This window comes from Desulfothermus okinawensis JCM 13304, assembly GCF_054654515.1.
The window spans coordinates 39,398-56,327 of sequence record NZ_BAAIEW010000010.1 but is presented as its reverse complement, the minus strand read 5'-3'; the positions used below and the strand labels follow the sequence as shown (position 1 = coordinate 56,327).

Genomic DNA, 16,930 nt, shown 5'->3' with positions numbered 1-16,930 from the left:
AGAGGATGAACAAGTTTATAACTTTTGTGGACAAAATATCTTCTTTTCTCAGAATAGTTGCAGGAGTCTTACTGGTATTTATTATGTCTATAACCTGCGCAGATGTTATTGGAAATTTTTTTGGGCATCCAATATTGGGAGTAGAAGAGCTGGTGAGTGTGCTTGCATCTATTACTATTGCCTTTGTACTCCCAATTGCCCACAAAAACAAGGCACACATTGGGATTGATATCCTGTATAGACGAATGGGACCTGGTTTTAAAAAATTTGATGACATATTTGTATCTATACTCAGTGGAATCTTATTTTTGTCCGCTACAATAGAGTGCTTTAACTATGCAAAGGACTTAAAGGTAGCAGGAGAAGTCACTTCCACCCTCCAGATTCCAAAGTACCTGTTGTTGTATGGGGTATCCCTTGGGTGCGGAGTATTATTTTTGGTAATATTAAGTGAAATCGGAGTTGAAATCCACACCAGTTTGAGGAAAAAATAATGGACTTTGTGACATGTGGCATTTTAGGAATCATCATCCTTCTCATACTTTTTTTTCTTCAGATCCCAGTTGCATATGCCCTTGCCTTAGTAGGGGTTGTAGGTTACGGTATATTAACTTCACCTGCAGCAGCATTAAACCTCTTATCACGGGACCTTTACGGGGTATTCTCTTCATATGGACTTGCCCTTGTTCCACTTTTCATCTTTATGGGATTTATTGCCTTTTATGCTGGTGTTAGTCAGAGATTATATGACATGGCATATAAACTAACAAGCGGTGTAAGGGGTGGACTTGCCATGGGCACTATTGTTGCATGCACTGCATTTGGGGCGGTTTGTGGATCTACCACTGCTACTGCTGCAACCATTGGGTCCATTGCAATCCCAGAGATGAAGCGTTACGGATATGGAAACAAAATCTCTGCAGGTTCAGTTGCCGCTGGCTCAGGGCTTGGGATCTTGATGCCGCCAAGTGTGGTGTTTATTATATATGGCATTCTCACCCAGGTATCCATAGGAAAATTATTTCTGGCAGGCATTATTCCAGCAATTTTGATAACTATTCTATTTTGCATTGCCATCTACTTTTACTCCATCCTATCCCCTTCCCAATCCCCCAGGGGAGAAAAATTTCCCATAAAAGAAAAAATAAAATCAATAAAAGATGTTTGGGAAACCATGCTTATATTTTCCCTAGTTATGGGAGGGATGTTTTTTGGACTCTTCACACCAACCAGGGCTGGGGCTGTGGGATCATTTTTACTTTTAGTTATCGTGGTTATACAGAAAAAACTCTCATGGAAAAACTTTGTAAAGGCCGTAAATGATACCCTAAATGTCTCCTGTATGGTGATCATGCTAGTTGCTGGTGCAACAATATTTGGCCACTTTCTCGCTTTATCCAGAATATCAATGGAAATGGCGAATTTTGTAAATTCCCTTAATCTACCTGCATGGGGAATTGTGAGTATGATATGCTTGATATACCTTGTTGCAGGGTGTTTTATCGATGCACTTGCCCTGGTTACCCTTACTATTCCAATATTTTTTCCAATAATTATAAACCTGGGATATGATCCCATATGGTTTGGAGTAATTATTGTACTCATCACCCAAATGGGTATAATAACTCCACCAGTTGGGGTAAACGCCTATATTGTAAAAGGTCTATCTCCTCACATTAAATTAGAAGAAGTATTTGCTGGAATTATACCCTTTTTGTTGGCTTTAATTGTAGGCACAGGGATAATAATAGCATTTCCAAAAATAAGTCTATTTTTGCCTGATATGGTAAAATAAAATATAACCTTTTGAGATAAAATAAAGAGAGGGAAAAAATGGGAAAATTTTTATTGGAAATAGGAACAGAGGAGATGCCATCCAGATTTTTGCCTGGCATCATCACTCAACTAAAAGAGATTTTTGAAAATGAGCTAATAAATGCACAGGTTAACTTTAAAAAGGTAAACACCTACGCTACTCCAAGAAGGATAGTTGCATATGTGGAAGAAATAAGTGAGGTACAAAAAAAAGAGACAAAAAAAATAGTTGGACCACCAGTAAATATTGCAAAGGACAAAGATGGAAACTACACAAAGGCAGGAATTGGCTTTGCCAAATCACAAGGTGTTTCAATAGAAGACCTCTTTGAAGAAGAGACGCCAAAAGGAGTGTATATTGCCACAAAAAAAGAAATAGGAGGAGCCTATACAAAAGACATTCTCCCTGAAATCTTAAAAGATATCATCACAAAGCTCCACTTCCCAAAGAGGATGAAGTGGGAAGATTCTGGATTTTTGTTTGGAAGGCCAATTAGATGGATACTTGCCCTTTTTGATACAGAGGTTATTGATTTTGAAATCGCATCAATTTCTGCATCTAATAAGACCTATGGACACAGGGTCATGGGAAAGGGTCCCTTTGAGATAGGATCTTGTGATGAGTATTTTAACATATTAGAACACAGGGGAAAGGTTATTTTAGATCCCCAAAAAAGGCTATCTATTGTAAGGGAAGTGGGAGAAGAAGAGGCAAAAAGGCGTGGGGGAAAAGTTATATGGGATGAAGAACTCTTAGAAGAAGTCATAGGTCTTGTTGAATATCCCTTACCGCTCATTGGAGAATTTAACTCTAAATTTCTTGAACTGCCCAAAGAGGTGCTTTTAACCAGTATAAAGACACACCAAAAATCCTTTGGGATTGAAGATGAAAATGGCAACCTCCTACCATATTTTTTGTGTACCTTAAATATAAAGCCCAGTGATATGTCACTGGTTAAAAAGGGATGGGAAAGGGTCCTTCGTGCAAGGTTAGAAGATGCCATGTTTTTCTGGAATGTGGACAATAAGGCATCCTTGCATGATTGGAGAGAGGAATTAAACCGGGTGGTGTTTCTAGGCCCACTTGGTTCCATGGGTGACAAGGCAAATAGACTTGACAAAATCTGTGAATATCTAGCAGAAAGACTTGCCCCAACAATCAAAAAATCCTTAAAAAGGGCAGCACAGCTTTCCAAAGTGGATCTGGTTTCTGAGATGGTGGGAGAATTTGATGACCTCCAGGGGATAATGGGAGGAATTTATGCAAAAAGAAAAGGTGAAGACCAGATTGTGAGTGATGCCATATACGAACACTACCTGCCAACTGGTGTTGACAGTCCTCTGCCAAAGACTACAGGAGGGGCAATACTCTCCCTTGCTGATAAAATGGATAATATAATTGGTTGCTTTGGACTGGATATGATCCCCACAGGTGCCCAGGATCCACATGGCATGAGGAGACAAGTACTTGCTATAATTAGAATAATTCTGGACAAAGGGTTTGATTTCTCCCTCTTTGATACCTTTTCTTATGTTTTTGACACATATGGGAATATTGAGTGGAAGAATCCAAAGGAAACAACCTTAGCAAAGCTAAAAGAATTTGTGGCTGCAAGACTAAAAGGTTATTTGACTTCCCTTGGTTTTGAAACAAAAATAGTAGATGCTGCATTGGGAGCTGATATAGACAATATATACCTTGTGTTAAAGAGAGTGGAAGGTCTAAAAGAGTTTAGTGAGCAAGATGGCTTTGAAAGCGCTGTACTCACATTTAAGAGGGCCGACAACATAATAAGAAAACAGGGCTTGTCTTCAGAGGGTAAATTAAGTGATAGATTTGATGTGGAAAAGATGGTTGAGGAAGAAGAAAAGAAGCTTGCAAAAGCAATAATGGATCTAGATAAAAAATGGGAAGAGTTGTATAAAAAAGAAGATTTCACGGGACTTTTCATGCTGTTATATGATCTTAGGCCTGTGGTTGATGAGTTCTTTGATGGTGTAATGGTTATGTGCGAAGATAAGGAGCTTAGAAAAAATAGGTTAAACCTACTCTACGCCCTTACTAAAAAACTCTCCACCCTTGCAGACTTTAGTGCACTTCAGATATAAAAAAAGGCCCCCATGGGGCCTTTTTAACCCGAGTCTATCATTTTGAAACAATGTGTTTTATTTCTTGCAAACAAAAAAGGGGCCTTTTGGCCCCTTTTTTTCTATTCTTCAGCCACATAAAAGGGCCATTTATGAAAGAACCACTCATTCCAGAGGAGTGGAATAATCCACCAGAAGTTCCATAGTAAAGATTCACCATGTGGAAACCTGTGGGAGAGCTCGCTCATATGATGATTTCCAAGGCCCCAGTGTCCAAAATTCGCATAATAGAAGAACCAGTAATTAATGGCGCAAAGAACAAAAACTCCAATGGTTCTAAAGAAAAAGGCACCCCAGCTATCCACATCCCTCATTGGGCACATATCATCAAAATAGTGGTGCCATATCAAAAATGGAATAAGGGTAAAGCCTGCAATTTCTGCAGAATGCAACCATAAGAACCTGGTTACTTCTGCTGCCCCTTTTGCCTCTTTAAGGTGGTGAAATGTCTCTTCAGGGACCCATAAGTAAGCAATCTTGGTGCAAATGATTGCAAGAATATAAGCCCCTATAAAGGACAGGGCCATAGATATTAATCCCTTCCACGGCTGAGGTACTTCCATAGCACTCCAGGGCTTCATCCGCCATACATTAGGTGTCAAAAACAAAATAATAATCGCCCATTCCCACCATCCAAACACCCAGTGGACATGGGGAGTCCCTGCTATTTTTGTCCACCAGGGAGTGGCAAGGGCAGGAGTTTTAAAGATGAGCCCAAAAAATGGCACTATCAATATTGTATAAAAGAACAAAGTAATAAGTGAGGCCCACCCAATCTCTGCAAGACCAGCCTCTGGTTGTTTTAGATTACTTGGCTGGATTGGCCACTTTCCAAAAAATATGGTGACAACTGGATATGTGTAAAACCCTATTAAAACAAAACACACAACTGCCACTTGTGCCAATTTTCCAGGTTTTCCCAGTGCTGCTAATTTATAATAACTCAGGAAATTAAATCCAATTCCCAGCACCCGGTAAAAAATAATGTCTATAACAAACCACACCAACACAATGTTGGCAATGGTCATTACAATACCTTTTACTGGCTGTTTCAAATTTTGAAAGGGCCAGTCCCCTAAAAACATGTGTTGCCATAGACCCACCAAAATCATCATGGCAAGATACATTACAAATGGATAGGGAAACCATTTAAAAATTCCCCTTGGATCACTGAAAATAAACCACGTAAGCCACGCAATTAAAAAGAAACAAATAAAAGCAATAATACCCGTTAAGGGCTGCCCCCACCTGGGCTTAAGAGTTCCATGAGCCATACACCTCTCCTTTTGATTTTGATCGTTAAAATTTTCATCTCCCCCTACCTTAAATTGGTGTATAATACACCCCTTTAAAGGCAAAATGCCTTTAAAAAATTAACAATACAAAAAAGGGGGCAAATTTATGCCCCCATGAATTTATTTTTTACCTCTTGAGCTAAGCTCTGGAAAGTCCCAGTAGAAATACTCGTTTTCGCCCCTTTCAATCCCCTGTTCCTTTTTCTTTATTTCCTGTTCCCTGAGTTCGATCCTTCTGATCTTACCACTAATGGTCTTTGGCAACTCATTTACAAATTGTATAATTCTTGGAATCTTAAATTTGGCCAGAACATCAATAGTATGTTTAAAGAGCTCAAGGGCAAGTTCTTTGGAAGGAGTGTAACCCTCATTTAAGATTACAAAGGCCTTTACCAACTGATATCTATGTGGATCTGGGGAACCGACCACTGCGGCCTCGGCAACTGCTGCATGTTCAACAAGGGCACTTTCAACTTCAAATGGGCCAACACGGTAGTCAGAGGACTTAATTACATCATCAGCCCTTCCCACAAACCACCAGTAATTATCCTCGTCAAAGTATGCCCTATCACCAGTATAGTAGTAATCCCCAACAAATACCTCCCTCATCTTCTCTGGGTTGCCAATATATTCTGTGAACAAACCAATTGCCCGCCAATTTTTCAATCTCACGCAAATATGGCCAGTTTCATTGGGCTTTGTCACTTCATTTCCCTCATCGTCAACCAAGACAATATCATACATATAAGATGGCCTTCCAAAAGAACCAAATCTCATCTTGCCTTCCATCCATGGCCCATTCCCAATCATTGCAGTTGATTCTGTCTGGCCGTAGAAGTCTCTAATTTCTGTATTTGTGTATTTTTTCCACTGATTTATTACTTCAGGATTTAGAGGCTCACCAGCACTTACAGAGTATTTAAGCGCTGAAAAATCAAACTTGCCTAGATCCAAATTAATAAACATCCTCCATGCAGTTGGTGGAGCGCAGAAAATATTCACCTTGTACTTTGAAATGGCCTCAAGATACTTGTTTCCATCCAGTGCCTTAAAGAAAAATCCCGTTGCAGTTGCACCAACATTTAGTGGTGCAAAAAAGCTACTCCATGCCCATTTTGCCCATCCAGGTGCAGATAAGTTGTGGTGGATATCACCAGGTGCAACTCCAATCATAACTGAGGTGGACAGATGCCCAACAGGATATGAGGTGGCTGAATGTCCAACTCTTTTTGGAAGGCCTGTGGTACCTGAGGTAAAGAAGCAGAACAGGATGTCATCTTTCTTTATTTTTGCGCCTTCAGCCTCACCAGATTCCTTCTCAACCTCACTATAAGGGATCCATCCATCCCTTTGACCAATTACCAACTTAACTTTGGGTTCCTTGCCTGTTGCCTTTAATGTCTCGTCCATTATTGCTGCAGATGCTTCATCTGCGACAATTACATCCGGTGGATAGGTCTCAAACCTAAATTCAAGTTCCCTAGCAGTCATTGTAGTGGCAGTGGGAACAATAACAAGTCCGCCTTTTAGACATGCAAAGGACGCAAACCAGGTCTCAGGGACAATGGGGATCATCATATACATATTGTCGCCCTGATTAACACCGTTTTTTCTTAAAAGATTTAGCACCTTATTACCATTTGCAGCTAGTTCTAAGTAAGTAAATTTCTTGTCTTCACCAGTCTCTAGATTTACCCATATGAGTGCGTCTTGTTCTCCCCTCTCTTTTACATGCAGTCCCTCAAAGATCTCTTCAGCCCAGTTAAAATATTCTGGCAGCTGGGACTTATTTAAATCATCAAAAAATGCCTTGGCTGCCTTGTCCCTTGCATCAAGGTCTGCCATTTGGTTAATTTCCATAACTTTCTTGTAATAGTCTTGCATTGCCATACATCCCACTCCTTTTGTTTTTTAATTTAAACTTTATATTTCACTTTTACCAAACTGTAACACTATAACTTTGTCATCTAAATATAAACATTGTTTAACAAAAAATGCAATACTAATTTCTAATTTTTACTCTCTTAAGAAAACATTTTTTATCTCTTCTGCAAATTCATATGCACTTATCTTCTTTTTAGCTATTTTATCTACCATATCATCCATTTTCCCATTTTTTTGCAACGTCTCTATTATTGGGAGAAGGATCTGTGATTCAAGGGCATTTAAAAGCTGTACCTTGGCCTTCCTTATTTCTCTTTCCTTAAGTATATCTTTGTCCTCTAAAAACTTTAAGTGCTCATCTATTTTTTCCCTTAAAACATCCACCTGTTCTGCGTATTTTATTGGATCTGCAGTGGTCTCTAACTTAACAATGGGAGGTCGCCATCCACCTGGAAATTCCTGCATCATATCCAAGGCACGCATAAGGTCCATGTATAGTTTCCTTGCATTTGGCTGATCACCTTTGTTTATTACAAATATATCCGCTATCTCCATAATGCCAGCTTTAATTGTCTGAACATCATCCCCCATTCCTGGAGTTAGAACAACTAATATTGTATGCGCATTATTCATAATATCCACTTCCGACTGACCAGTTCCCACTGTTTCAACAATTATTATGTCTTTACCCATTACATCTAAAACATGTATGGCATCTTCAACTGCAGCAGAAAGACCACCTAAGGCTCCCCTTGTAGCCAAACTCCTGATGAATACACCCTTATCCCCAGCATGATTTTGCATCCTCACCCGATCACCTAAAAGTGCTCCACCTGTAAATGGAGAAGTTGGATCAACTGCCAAAACCCCTACACTTTTTTCTTGTTTTCTGTATGAGCTTATCAAAAAATCTGTAATTGTAGACTTACCTGCTCCCGGGGCCCCTGTGATGCCAATTACACGCGCCTTACCTGTATAAGGATATATGTATTTAATGACCTCTTTGGCCTCTGGAATCCTATCCTCTAAATTTCTAATGAGCCGAGAGACTACCCTCACATCCCCCTTTCTTATACGATTTAAAATTTCCTCTAGCTTCTGCTGATCCATATATTTACCTTCCAATTATCCATTTTCACGCTTTTTCACGTTTAAATTACAGGAGATCTTCCTTTACTTTTACATTTTCATCTATCCACTTTTTTATATCCTCTAGTGGAGTTCCTGGAGTAAAAACCGCCTTAATTCCATGATCATATAAGTATTGAAAATCCTGTTCAGGTATAATGCCACCACCTATCACAACAATATCATCAGCTCCTTTTTCCTTAAGCAAATCAACAACTTCTGGAAAAAGCTTTTTATGAGCCCCTGATAAACAGCTAAGCCCAATTAGATCTACATCCTCTTGAATTGCCGCTTCTACAATCTGTTCAGGCGTCTGGTGACACCCAGTATAAATCACCTCATACCCAGAATCCCTAAAAAACCTTGCCAGGATCCTAGCCCCCCTATCATGTCCATCCAATCCTGGCTTTGCTACCATTATACGCAATTTTCTTTTTGCCATCCTACCTACTCTCCTTGAAACTTTTAAAAATATCCAGGATCCCTATACACTCCATATACTTCACGGTATACGTCACATATCTCCTGTTCTGTAGCCAAGGCCTCCACAGCCTCAATACAATAAGGCATTACATTCTCAGCTTTTTTACAGGCATTTCTCAAGTTATCCAATGCCTTTTTCACCGCCTTATTATCCCTTCTCCTCTTAACTTCTTCCAATCTCTTAAGTTGCTCCTTCTCAACCCTTTCATCGATCTCCAGGATTGGTATCTTTTGGAGTTCCTCTGTGACATATTTATTTACACCAACAATTACCTTTTCACCATTTTCTACCTGTTGCTGAAACTTATACGCTGCATTTGCAATCTCCATTTGAGGATATCCCTGGTCAATAGCAGCCAGCATTCCACCCATATTGTCTATTTTCTCAATATATTCCCAGGCAGCCTCTTCCATCTCTTTGGTTAATTTTTCCACAAAATAAGAACCTGCCAGAGGATCAATGGTATTTGCAACACCTGTCTCTTCAGCAATTATCTGTTGGGTCCTGAGGGCTATCTGTACTGCATGTTCAGTTGGCAAACAATATACCTCATCTAGAGAATTTGTGTGTAGGGACTGGGTCCCACCAAGTACCGCCGCCAGGGCCTCTACAGCCGTCCTCACAACATTGTTATATGGCTGTTGTGCAGTTAAAGAACATCCCGCTGTCTGTGTATGGAATCTCATCCACCAGGACCTTGGATTCTTTGCCTTATACCTGTACCTCATAACGTGTGCCCAGATCTTCCTTGCAGCCCTCATCTTGCAGATCTCTTCAAAAAAATCTATGTGGGAGTTAAAGAAAAATGAAAGCCTTGGGGCAAATTCATCTGGCTCCAGCTTTTTAGTCTTCATAACATGTTCCACATATTCCATTCCATCCCTCAAAGTAAAGGCAAGTTCCTGGACAGCAGTAGAACCTGCTTCTCTAATATGATAGCCTGAGATAGAAATTGTGTTCCACCTAGGCACATACTTTGTCCCAAATTCAACAGTATCACTAATTAGCTTCATAGATGGTTCAGGTGGAAGCATAAAGGTCTTCTGGGCAATAAACTCCTTTAACATATCATTTTGTATGGTACCGCCTATTTTCTCTATGGGTACTCCCTGTTTTTTGGCACATGCAATGTACATGGACCACATAACCGTGGCAGGTGGATTGATGGTCATAGATGTGGTCACTTCCCCTAGGGGAATACCATCTACCAGTACTAAAAAATCTTCTAAAGTATCAATTGCTACACCAACCTTTCCTATTTCTCCAGCAGACCTAGGACTATCAGAATCATATCCCATAAGGGTTGGGAAATCAAAGGCAGTACTGAGTCCAGTTTGTCCTTCTTTTAAAAGGAGGTGCCATCTCTCATTGGTGTCCTTGGCTGTTCCAAGTCCTGAAAACATCCTATAGGTCCAAACCCTGCCCCTATATCCAGTATGATGGATTCCCCTGGTATAGGGATACTGGCCAGGGAAACCAATATCCTTTTCAAAGTCCAAGTCTTTTATATCTTCAGGTGTATAAAGCCTCTTTATCTCATGGTCAGAAACAGTTGAAAACCTCTGCATTCTCTCAGGCTTTTTTTCAATTAATTTTTTTACTTCATCTTCCCATTTTTTTCTCAGAGAAGAGCATTTATCTAAAAGCTCCTGTGCAAAATATTTTAACATAAGGATCACCCCTCAAATTTTTATCTAAAAAATAGTAGATAAAAACAAAAAATTTCTAATTGTAATCGTAAAATCCCTTACCAGTCTTTCTACCCAATCTACCAGCTGCAACATATGATTTTAAGAGGGGACATGGCCTGTATTTTGGATCCCCATAACCTTCCACAAGTACATTTAATATTGCCAAAACAGTATCAAGACCAATTAAATCAGCCAAGGCAAGTGGTCCCATTGGGTGATTCATACCCAATTTCATAATATTGTCTATGCCCTCTTTTGTTGCAACACCTTCATAAAGCTCCCATATTGCCTCATTTATCATCACCATGAGCACCCTATTTGATACAAAGCCAGGCACATCTCTACACTCAACTGGGACCTTGCCCATTTTCTCAGACACCTGTTTAATGGTCTCTGTAACTTCTGGGGCTGTCTCTAATCCATTTATCACCTCTACCAACTTCATAACTGGAACAGGATTCATAAAATGCATTCCAATTACCTTTTCAGGCCTATTTGTACATGCACCTATCTGGGTAATTGGTAAAGAAGAAGTGTTTGTTGCCAAAATTGCATGAGATGGTGCAAGTTTGTCTAGTTCTGAAAACACTTTGGCTTTAATATCCATGTTCTCCACAACTGCTTCAATAATGAGGTCGCATTCCCTGGCAGGATCTAGATTATCTGACAGGGTAATACGAGATAAAATACTTTCTTTTTCCTCCTCACTTATCTTTCCCTTGGAGACATTTTTGCTCAAAATCTTCTTTATATTATTCAGTCCCTTTTCAGCTAGCTCCATTGTTATATCATTTAAAACAACGTCATATCCAGCCTGAGCAGCTACCTGTGCTATGCCATTACCCATTTGACCTGCACCAATTACCATTACTTTTTTTATATCCATAAATAACCTCCATAAAAAATTTTATTTTCAAAAATTAACCATCCACTTTAATTAACATTGCATCTCCCTGGGCAAGACCAGAGCAAATACCACAAACACCAATTCCCCCTCCCCTTCTTCTAAGTTCATATGCAAGGGTCATGGCTATCCTTGCCCCTGTTGCACCAATTGGATGGCCGTAGGCAATGGCACCTCCATTTACATTTACCTTTTTGTCCATCTCTTCTTTGGATAAACCAAGTACCTTCCTTCCACTAATAAGTGTGACCGCTGCAAAGGCCTCATTTATCTCTATTAAATCAATATCTTTAATGTCCATATCATTTTGATCCAAAACCTTTTTAATGGACAACCCAGGGACAAGGGCAATGTCCTTGGTTGCTTGAGAAACCTCTGCATAATCCAATATGGTAAAGAGTATCTTAAATCCCAGCTCTTCTGCCATCTCCCTGCTCATTAACATACAAACACCTGCCCCATCATTTATTCCAGGGGCATTACCTGCTGTAATTGAACCAGGCTCGCCAGTTACTGTGCTTTTGTGGTTAAATACTGGGGGCAACTTTGCCAGGGTCTCCAGGGTAGTATTTGGCCTTGGCTGCTCATCTGTATCAAATACCTCTAAATTTTTTCCAACCTTAACTTCCACACCAAACAGCTCGTCATCAAGCCTACCCTCTTCCATTGCACTTTTTGCAGTCATCTGGGAACGATAGGCCCACTCATCATTATCCTGTCTGGTAAATCCAAATTCATCACTTGTCTCAGAACCATGAATGGCCATGTGCCTATTATAAAATGGATCCCACAAACCATCATAGACCATAAGGTCTAAAGCATCTGAATTTGGAAGGGCCATTCTCTGCCCCCACCTCATACCCCTTAGAGCAAATGGACAATTTGACATGGATTCCATTCCACCAGCAATTACTATCTCAGCACGACCTGTTTGAATTAACTGCACACCTAAATCAATTGCCTTGATCCCTGAAGAACAGACCTTGTTTATTGAAATAGCAGGCACATATTCAGGAAGACCACCTAAAATTGCTGCCTGCCTGGCAGGGACCTGACCACAACCTGCAGGAACAACCTGTCCCAATACCACATAATCAATGTCTTCTGCTTTTACCTTTTCTGATACTCTCCTCAAAACTTCCTTTATTGCCAATGCACCTAACTGAGGGGCATCATATTGTTTTAATTTTCCACCAAATCTTCCAAAGGGTGTCCTGCATGCCTCAACACAAACAACCTCTCTTGCTTTATGTCTCAATTTTTTCTTGACCTTTCCCATCCCTTTAAAATCAACTTCCCTCTTGCCATATTCTGCTATTTTTGCATCTTTATAAACATCTTGCCTATTTAATTCTAATCTTTGAATAAATTTGCTCATTACAGTTCTCCATTTTATATTTTATAGTTGATAAAACATTACATCAAATATCTGTTTTTTGTCAACACAATTTTAATATAAATTGACAATAGTCAATGCACATTAAAATTGTGTCATTTAGGGCTGGCATAACGCCAGCCCTAAATTTCATTATTTACCTAATTTAGACAGAGCCTCTTTTACCTCTTCCACAGATGCCTCTTCTTCTATTGTGGAGATATCACCTATATCTTCATTGCTCCACACCTTTTTAAGTACCCTTCTCATGATCTTACCACTTCTTGTCTTTGGAAGCATCTCAACAAATTCAATTCCCTTAAATACAACAATTGGACCCAGTGCGTTTCTCACATAACTAATTAGTTCTTTTTCCAGTTCCTCTGACGGCTCATATCCAGATTTTAGAACCACAAGTCCAAGGCATATTTGACCCCTTAGCTCATCGGGAACACCAACTACAGCTGCCTCACCAACTGCTGGATGATTTACAAGTGCGCTTTCAACCTCTATTGTTCCTATTCTATGGTCTGATATCTTTATTACCTCATCTGCACGACCAGAGAACCAGACATATCCATCTTCATCTATTGTTGCTGCATCACCACAATAATAAGCACCCGTTGTAGCCAAAGTGTTTTCCCAGTATTCTTCCCTATATTGTTCAGGATTCTCATAAAGTGTTGCTGTTAGACCTGGCCAAGGTCTTTTAATTATCATTGTTCCCTTTTCACCAGGCAAAAGAGACCTTCCTGTTAGTTCATCAACAACCTCTGGTACAATACCAGGAACAGGATATGTTGCGGATCCTGGTTTGATTGGAAAGAGCTCAAGTCCATAGGGATTTGCAAATAGTGGTCCAGATGATTCTGTTTGCCACATATGGTCGATTACAGGTATTCTATCTTTGAAGACCTTTTTCTGCAGCCATTCCCATACAGGTGGATTTAGAACTTCCCCTGCACTAAATACCCTTTCTAAGGAAGATAGGTCGTGTTTTTCTGCCTGTTCAATTCCAAGCATGAGAAGTGCCCTTGCACCTGTTGGGGAAATCCACCATCCAGTTGCCTTGTGTTTTTCAATAATTGCCCACCACATATCCTTTTCTGGATAATTAGGAGTACCTTCATAGAGGATAGATGTGCACCCGCCTAAAAGTGGCTCATACACATTGTAGCTGTGTCCAACTATCCATCCTATGTCTGATGTACAGAACCACATATCTTCAGGTTTTCTTCCATATATCCACTGACCCATACAGTATATATAAATCTGATACCCACCATGTCTCTGCACAGTTGGTTTTGGTTTTTTTGTGGTTCCTGATGTTGGGAGGATGAACAGTGGTTCGTTGGCTTCAAGCTCTACATATCCACCATCTTGCCCTTCTCCAGCGTTTAAAAACTCATCCCAGGTAATATCCCTTCCCTTTTCCATGTTAACAGAATATTCACCTACCTTGTATCCTTCCCTGGAAAACACCGCCACTGTACCAACCTTATAATCTGCCATCTCAAGGCCCTTATCAAACATATCCTTTAGGGACACCATTTTCCCAGCCCTAGAGCCTATATCCTGGATAATTGCAACCTTTGGTTTTGTTAAATCAATCCTATCTGCAATTGCCTTTGAGGAAAAGCCAGCAAATACTGCAACATGGATGGCACCAATCCTGGCACAGGCAAGCATAACAGCTGCAGCATCAGCAGACATGGGCATATAGAGCATTACCCTATCGCCCTTTTCAACCCCAAGACCCCTTAGGGAAGCTGCGTACTTTTCCACTAACGTCAAAACTTCCCTATAGGTTAATGTCCTCTCTTCGCCCCTCTCACCACTGATCTCAATAAAGGCAGGTTTATCCCCAAGCCCTTTTAGGATTTTGTAATCCAGACAGTTGTAACAGATGTTGGTGGTTCCACCCACAAACCACTTGAATGTGGGATAATCCCAATCAAAGGTCTTTTCCCAGGGTTTAAACCAGTGAATATTGTTCATACACCATACAGCAGCCTCATTCCAAAATCCTTCGGGATCATTCTTTGCGTACTCCCACATCTTTTTGTAATCCCTCAAAAAAAGCTTACCCATCTTCCCCTCCTTTAAATAAGGTTCAAAAAACAATTAAAGTACCTTAATACAAAATTTATAGACCAAACACCTCCTTGGCAAATTCACCAAAGGACCCAAGGTCCTCGCAAACAGCAATACCCGCATCTTTTAGGGCAGCGATCTTTGCCTTTGCTGTTCCCTTATTCCCGCTGATTATTGCGCCTGCGTGTCCCATTCTCCTGCCTGGAGGTGCTGTTAAACCAGCTATAAATCCCACAACTGGTTTAGTCATATTGTTCTTTACAAACTCTGCAGCCCTCTCTTCTGCGTCTCCCCCAATCTCTCCTACCATAACCACACCTTTGGTATCATCATCTTCCTCAAAAGCCGCTAATGCGTCTAGAAAGTTTGTGCCAATTATTGGATCCCCTCCAATACCAAGGCAGGTTGTCTGGCCAATCCCCATTTGGGTGAGCTGATACACCACCTCATATGTAAGTGTTCCAGATCTGGAAACCACCCCTATGGGACCACCTGGTTTGTGGATATGACCTGGCATTATGCCAACTTTACACTCACCAGGAGTTATAATTCCCGGACAATTTGGCCCAATTAATCTACAATCTTTACCCTTTAGATAATTTTTCACCTTAAGCATATCCAGGGCTGGAATACCTTCTGTTATAGCTACAATTACTTCCATACCAGCATCAATTGCCTCTAAAATGGCATCTGCTGCAAATGCAGGGGGAACAAATATCAAAGAACAATTTGCCCCACTCTTCTCTTTTGCCTCAATAACAGTATTAAAAACAGGCACATCATCCATCTTCATTCCGCCCTTACCTGGAGTCACACCTGCCACCACTTTGGTCCCATAACTTATACACTGTCTTGCGTGAAAACTACCTTCCTTGCCAGTTATACCTTGAACAACCACCCTTGTGTCTTTGTTTACAAATATACTCATAGGCTACTCCTTATACTAACTCTGCAATCATCTTTGCCGCCTCTTTTAAATCCCTGGCGGTCTTAAGATTAAGTCCAGAACCAAGCAAGATCTCTCTTCCCCTTTCTGCATTGGTACCTTCCATTCTAACCACCACAGGCACATGCACCCCAACCTTTTTGGCTGCAGCCACAACACCTTCAGCAAGCACATCACACCTCAAAATACCACCAAATATATTAATTAATATGGCACGTACATTCTCATCACTAAGCAGGATCTTAAATCCATTCTCTACCATCTCAGCATTTGCTCCACCACCAACATCCAAAAAATTAGCCGGTTCAGCACCAGCCCTTTTAATTAAATCCATTGTTGCCATGGCAAGACCAGCACCATTTACAATATTACCCACATTTCCATCTAGCTTTATGTAATTCAGGCCATATTTTGATGCCTCCACCTCCAGGGGATCTTCTTCTTCAATATCTCGCAACTCCATTATATCCTTATGCCTGAAAAGTCCATTGTCGTCAAAATTTATCTTTGCATCCAAGGCTATCCACTGACCTTCTTTTGTTAACACCAGGGGATTTATCTCTACAAGGGAACAATCAAGTTGAATAAAGATATTGTAAAGGGAGTTAGCAATTGCCATAAGGGGTTTTTGCAACTCTTTATCCACATTAAGCCCATAAACTATGTTTCTTAAATTGTGTCCCATGACCCCCACAAGGGGATTAATAAACACCTTAATTATCTTCTCTGGCGTCTTCTCAGCAACTTCTTCTATATCCATTCCCCCGGCTTCACTTGCCATTATAACTACCTTTTCAGTGGAGCGATCCATTACAACTGCCATATAGTACTCTTTATCAATATTTAGCCCTTCCTCTACAAGCACCTTTCTAACTACCTTGCCTTTTTCCCCAGTCTGGTGGGTGACAAGCAACATACCAAGCATTGAATCTGCTATCTGGGCCACTTCATCTTGGGAACCAGCAAGCTTAACGCCCCCTGCCTTTCCCCTCCCACCAGCATGGACCTGGGCCTTTATGACAACAGGAAGACTCCCAAGTTCCTTTGCCACCTGTATAACTTCTTCTTTTGTATGGGCAACCCTACCCCTGGGAACAGGGATGTTGTATTTTCTAAATATTTCCTTTGCCTGATACTCATGTATTTTCATGACCATACACCTTGGT

Annotated in this window: 13 protein-coding genes; 3 read left to right on the top strand and 10 right to left on the bottom strand. The window is 40.5% G+C overall.

Annotated elements, in window-relative coordinates; all coding sequences use genetic code 11:
• The first annotated feature begins 5 nt into the window (after window positions 1–5).
• From ACYQ0O_RS05370 to glyS, 3 genes are read left to right on the top strand one after another with little or no spacing between them, the layout of a single operon-like run.
• The gene (locus ACYQ0O_RS05370; protein ID WP_459891345.1) at window positions 6–494 is read left to right on the top strand and encodes a TRAP transporter small permease; all 489 of its coding nucleotides are present in this window, start codon (window positions 6–8) and stop codon (window positions 492–494) included.
• A complete protein-coding gene (locus tag ACYQ0O_RS05365; protein ID WP_459891343.1) occupies window positions 494–1,795 on the top strand; it encodes a TRAP transporter large permease in 1,302 nt (433 codons plus the stop codon). Before ACYQ0O_RS05370 ends, ACYQ0O_RS05365 begins: the two co-directional genes overlap by 1 nt.
• Before the next feature lie 38 nt (window positions 1,796–1,833).
• The gene (glyS, locus tag ACYQ0O_RS05360) at window positions 1,834–3,924 is read left to right on the top strand and encodes a glycine--tRNA ligase subunit beta (protein ID WP_459891341.1); all 2,091 of its coding nucleotides are present in this window, start codon (window positions 1,834–1,836) and stop codon (window positions 3,922–3,924) included.
• Between the two features lie 101 nt (window positions 3,925–4,025).
• On the opposite strand, the gene ACYQ0O_RS05355 is transcribed toward glyS, so the two are convergent.
• From ACYQ0O_RS05355 to sucC, 10 genes are all read right to left on the bottom strand, one after another.
• Entirely contained in the window at window positions 4,026–5,237 is a 1,212-nt protein-coding gene (locus tag ACYQ0O_RS05355; RefSeq protein WP_459891340.1) for a hypothetical protein, read from the bottom strand.
• A 141-nt stretch (window positions 5,238–5,378) separates the two neighbouring features.
• Window positions 5,379–7,148 (bottom strand): AMP-binding protein, encoded by a 1,770-nt coding sequence (locus ACYQ0O_RS05350; protein ID WP_459891338.1) that lies wholly within the window; start codon window positions 7,146–7,148, stop codon window positions 5,379–5,381.
• Between the two features lie 126 nt (window positions 7,149–7,274).
• Entirely contained in the window at window positions 7,275–8,252 is a 978-nt protein-coding gene (meaB, locus tag ACYQ0O_RS05345; protein ID WP_459891336.1) for a methylmalonyl Co-A mutase-associated GTPase MeaB, read from the bottom strand.
• A 46-nt stretch (window positions 8,253–8,298) separates the two neighbouring features.
• Window positions 8,299–8,712: a cobalamin B12-binding domain-containing protein gene (locus tag ACYQ0O_RS05340; RefSeq protein ID WP_459891334.1), complete on the bottom strand. Its 414-nt coding sequence runs from the start codon at window positions 8,710–8,712 to the stop codon at window positions 8,299–8,301.
• 23 nt (window positions 8,713–8,735) lie between these two features.
• On the bottom strand, window positions 8,736–10,424 hold the full coding sequence (locus tag ACYQ0O_RS05335) for an acyl-CoA mutase large subunit family protein (RefSeq protein WP_459891332.1): 1,689 nt from the start codon (window positions 10,422–10,424) through the stop codon (window positions 8,736–8,738).
• Between the two features lie 55 nt (window positions 10,425–10,479).
• Complete coding sequence (locus tag ACYQ0O_RS05330) at window positions 10,480–11,331, bottom strand: 3-hydroxyacyl-CoA dehydrogenase family protein (RefSeq protein WP_459891330.1); 852 nt, start codon at window positions 11,329–11,331, stop codon at window positions 10,480–10,482.
• Window positions 11,332–11,365: 34 nt separating this feature from the next.
• Window positions 11,366–12,727: a thiolase family protein gene (locus ACYQ0O_RS05325; RefSeq protein WP_459891328.1), complete on the bottom strand. Its 1,362-nt coding sequence runs from the start codon at window positions 12,725–12,727 to the stop codon at window positions 11,366–11,368.
• Between the two features lie 150 nt (window positions 12,728–12,877).
• Window positions 12,878–14,815 carry an acetate--CoA ligase gene (locus tag ACYQ0O_RS05320; protein ID WP_459891326.1) on the bottom strand — a complete coding sequence of 646 codons (1,938 nt, stop codon included), beginning with the start codon at window positions 14,813–14,815 and terminating at the stop codon, window positions 12,878–12,880.
• 55 nt (window positions 14,816–14,870) lie between these two features.
• Complete coding sequence (sucD, locus tag ACYQ0O_RS05315; protein WP_075068400.1) at window positions 14,871–15,746, bottom strand: succinate--CoA ligase subunit alpha; 876 nt, start codon at window positions 15,744–15,746, stop codon at window positions 14,871–14,873.
• Between the two features lie 10 nt (window positions 15,747–15,756).
• Entirely contained in the window at window positions 15,757–16,914 is a 1,158-nt protein-coding gene (gene sucC / locus ACYQ0O_RS05310) for an ADP-forming succinate--CoA ligase subunit beta (protein ID WP_459891324.1), read from the bottom strand.
• Between the last annotated feature and the right edge of the window lie 16 nt (window positions 16,915–16,930).

What these genes read in the sequence shown, in the direction of transcription:
- ACYQ0O_RS05340 (WP_459891334.1), bottom strand. Translation starts at nt 8,712, where the DNA reads ATGGCAAAAAGAAAATTGCGTATAATGGTAGCAAAGCCAGGATTGGAT.
- sucD (WP_075068400.1), bottom strand. Translation starts at nt 15,746, where the DNA reads ATGAGTATATTTGTAAACAAAGACACAAGGGTGGTTGTTCAAGGTATA.
- meaB (WP_459891336.1), bottom strand. Translation starts at nt 8,252, where the DNA reads ATGGATCAGCAGAAGCTAGAGGAAATTTTAAATCGTATAAGAAAGGGG.
- ACYQ0O_RS05325 (WP_459891328.1), bottom strand. Translation starts at nt 12,727, where the DNA reads ATGAGCAAATTTATTCAAAGATTAGAATTAAATAGGCAAGATGTTTAT.
- ACYQ0O_RS05355 (WP_459891340.1), bottom strand. Translation starts at nt 5,237, where the DNA reads ATGGCTCATGGAACTCTTAAGCCCAGGTGGGGGCAGCCCTTAACGGGT.
- ACYQ0O_RS05350 (WP_459891338.1), bottom strand. Translation starts at nt 7,148, where the DNA reads ATGGCAATGCAAGACTATTACAAGAAAGTTATGGAAATTAACCAAATG.
- ACYQ0O_RS05330 (WP_459891330.1), bottom strand. Translation starts at nt 11,331, where the DNA reads ATGGATATAAAAAAAGTAATGGTAATTGGTGCAGGTCAAATGGGTAAT.
- ACYQ0O_RS05370 (WP_459891345.1), top strand. Translation starts at nt 6, where the DNA reads ATGAACAAGTTTATAACTTTTGTGGACAAAATATCTTCTTTTCTCAGA.
- sucC (WP_459891324.1), bottom strand. Translation starts at nt 16,914, where the DNA reads ATGAAAATACATGAGTATCAGGCAAAGGAAATATTTAGAAAATACAAC.
- ACYQ0O_RS05320 (WP_459891326.1), bottom strand. Translation starts at nt 14,815, where the DNA reads ATGGGTAAGCTTTTTTTGAGGGATTACAAAAAGATGTGGGAGTACGCA.
- ACYQ0O_RS05335 (WP_459891332.1), bottom strand. Translation starts at nt 10,424, where the DNA reads ATGTTAAAATATTTTGCACAGGAGCTTTTAGATAAATGCTCTTCTCTG.
- glyS (WP_459891341.1), top strand. Translation starts at nt 1,834, where the DNA reads ATGGGAAAATTTTTATTGGAAATAGGAACAGAGGAGATGCCATCCAGA.
- ACYQ0O_RS05365 (WP_459891343.1), top strand. Translation starts at nt 494, where the DNA reads ATGGACTTTGTGACATGTGGCATTTTAGGAATCATCATCCTTCTCATA.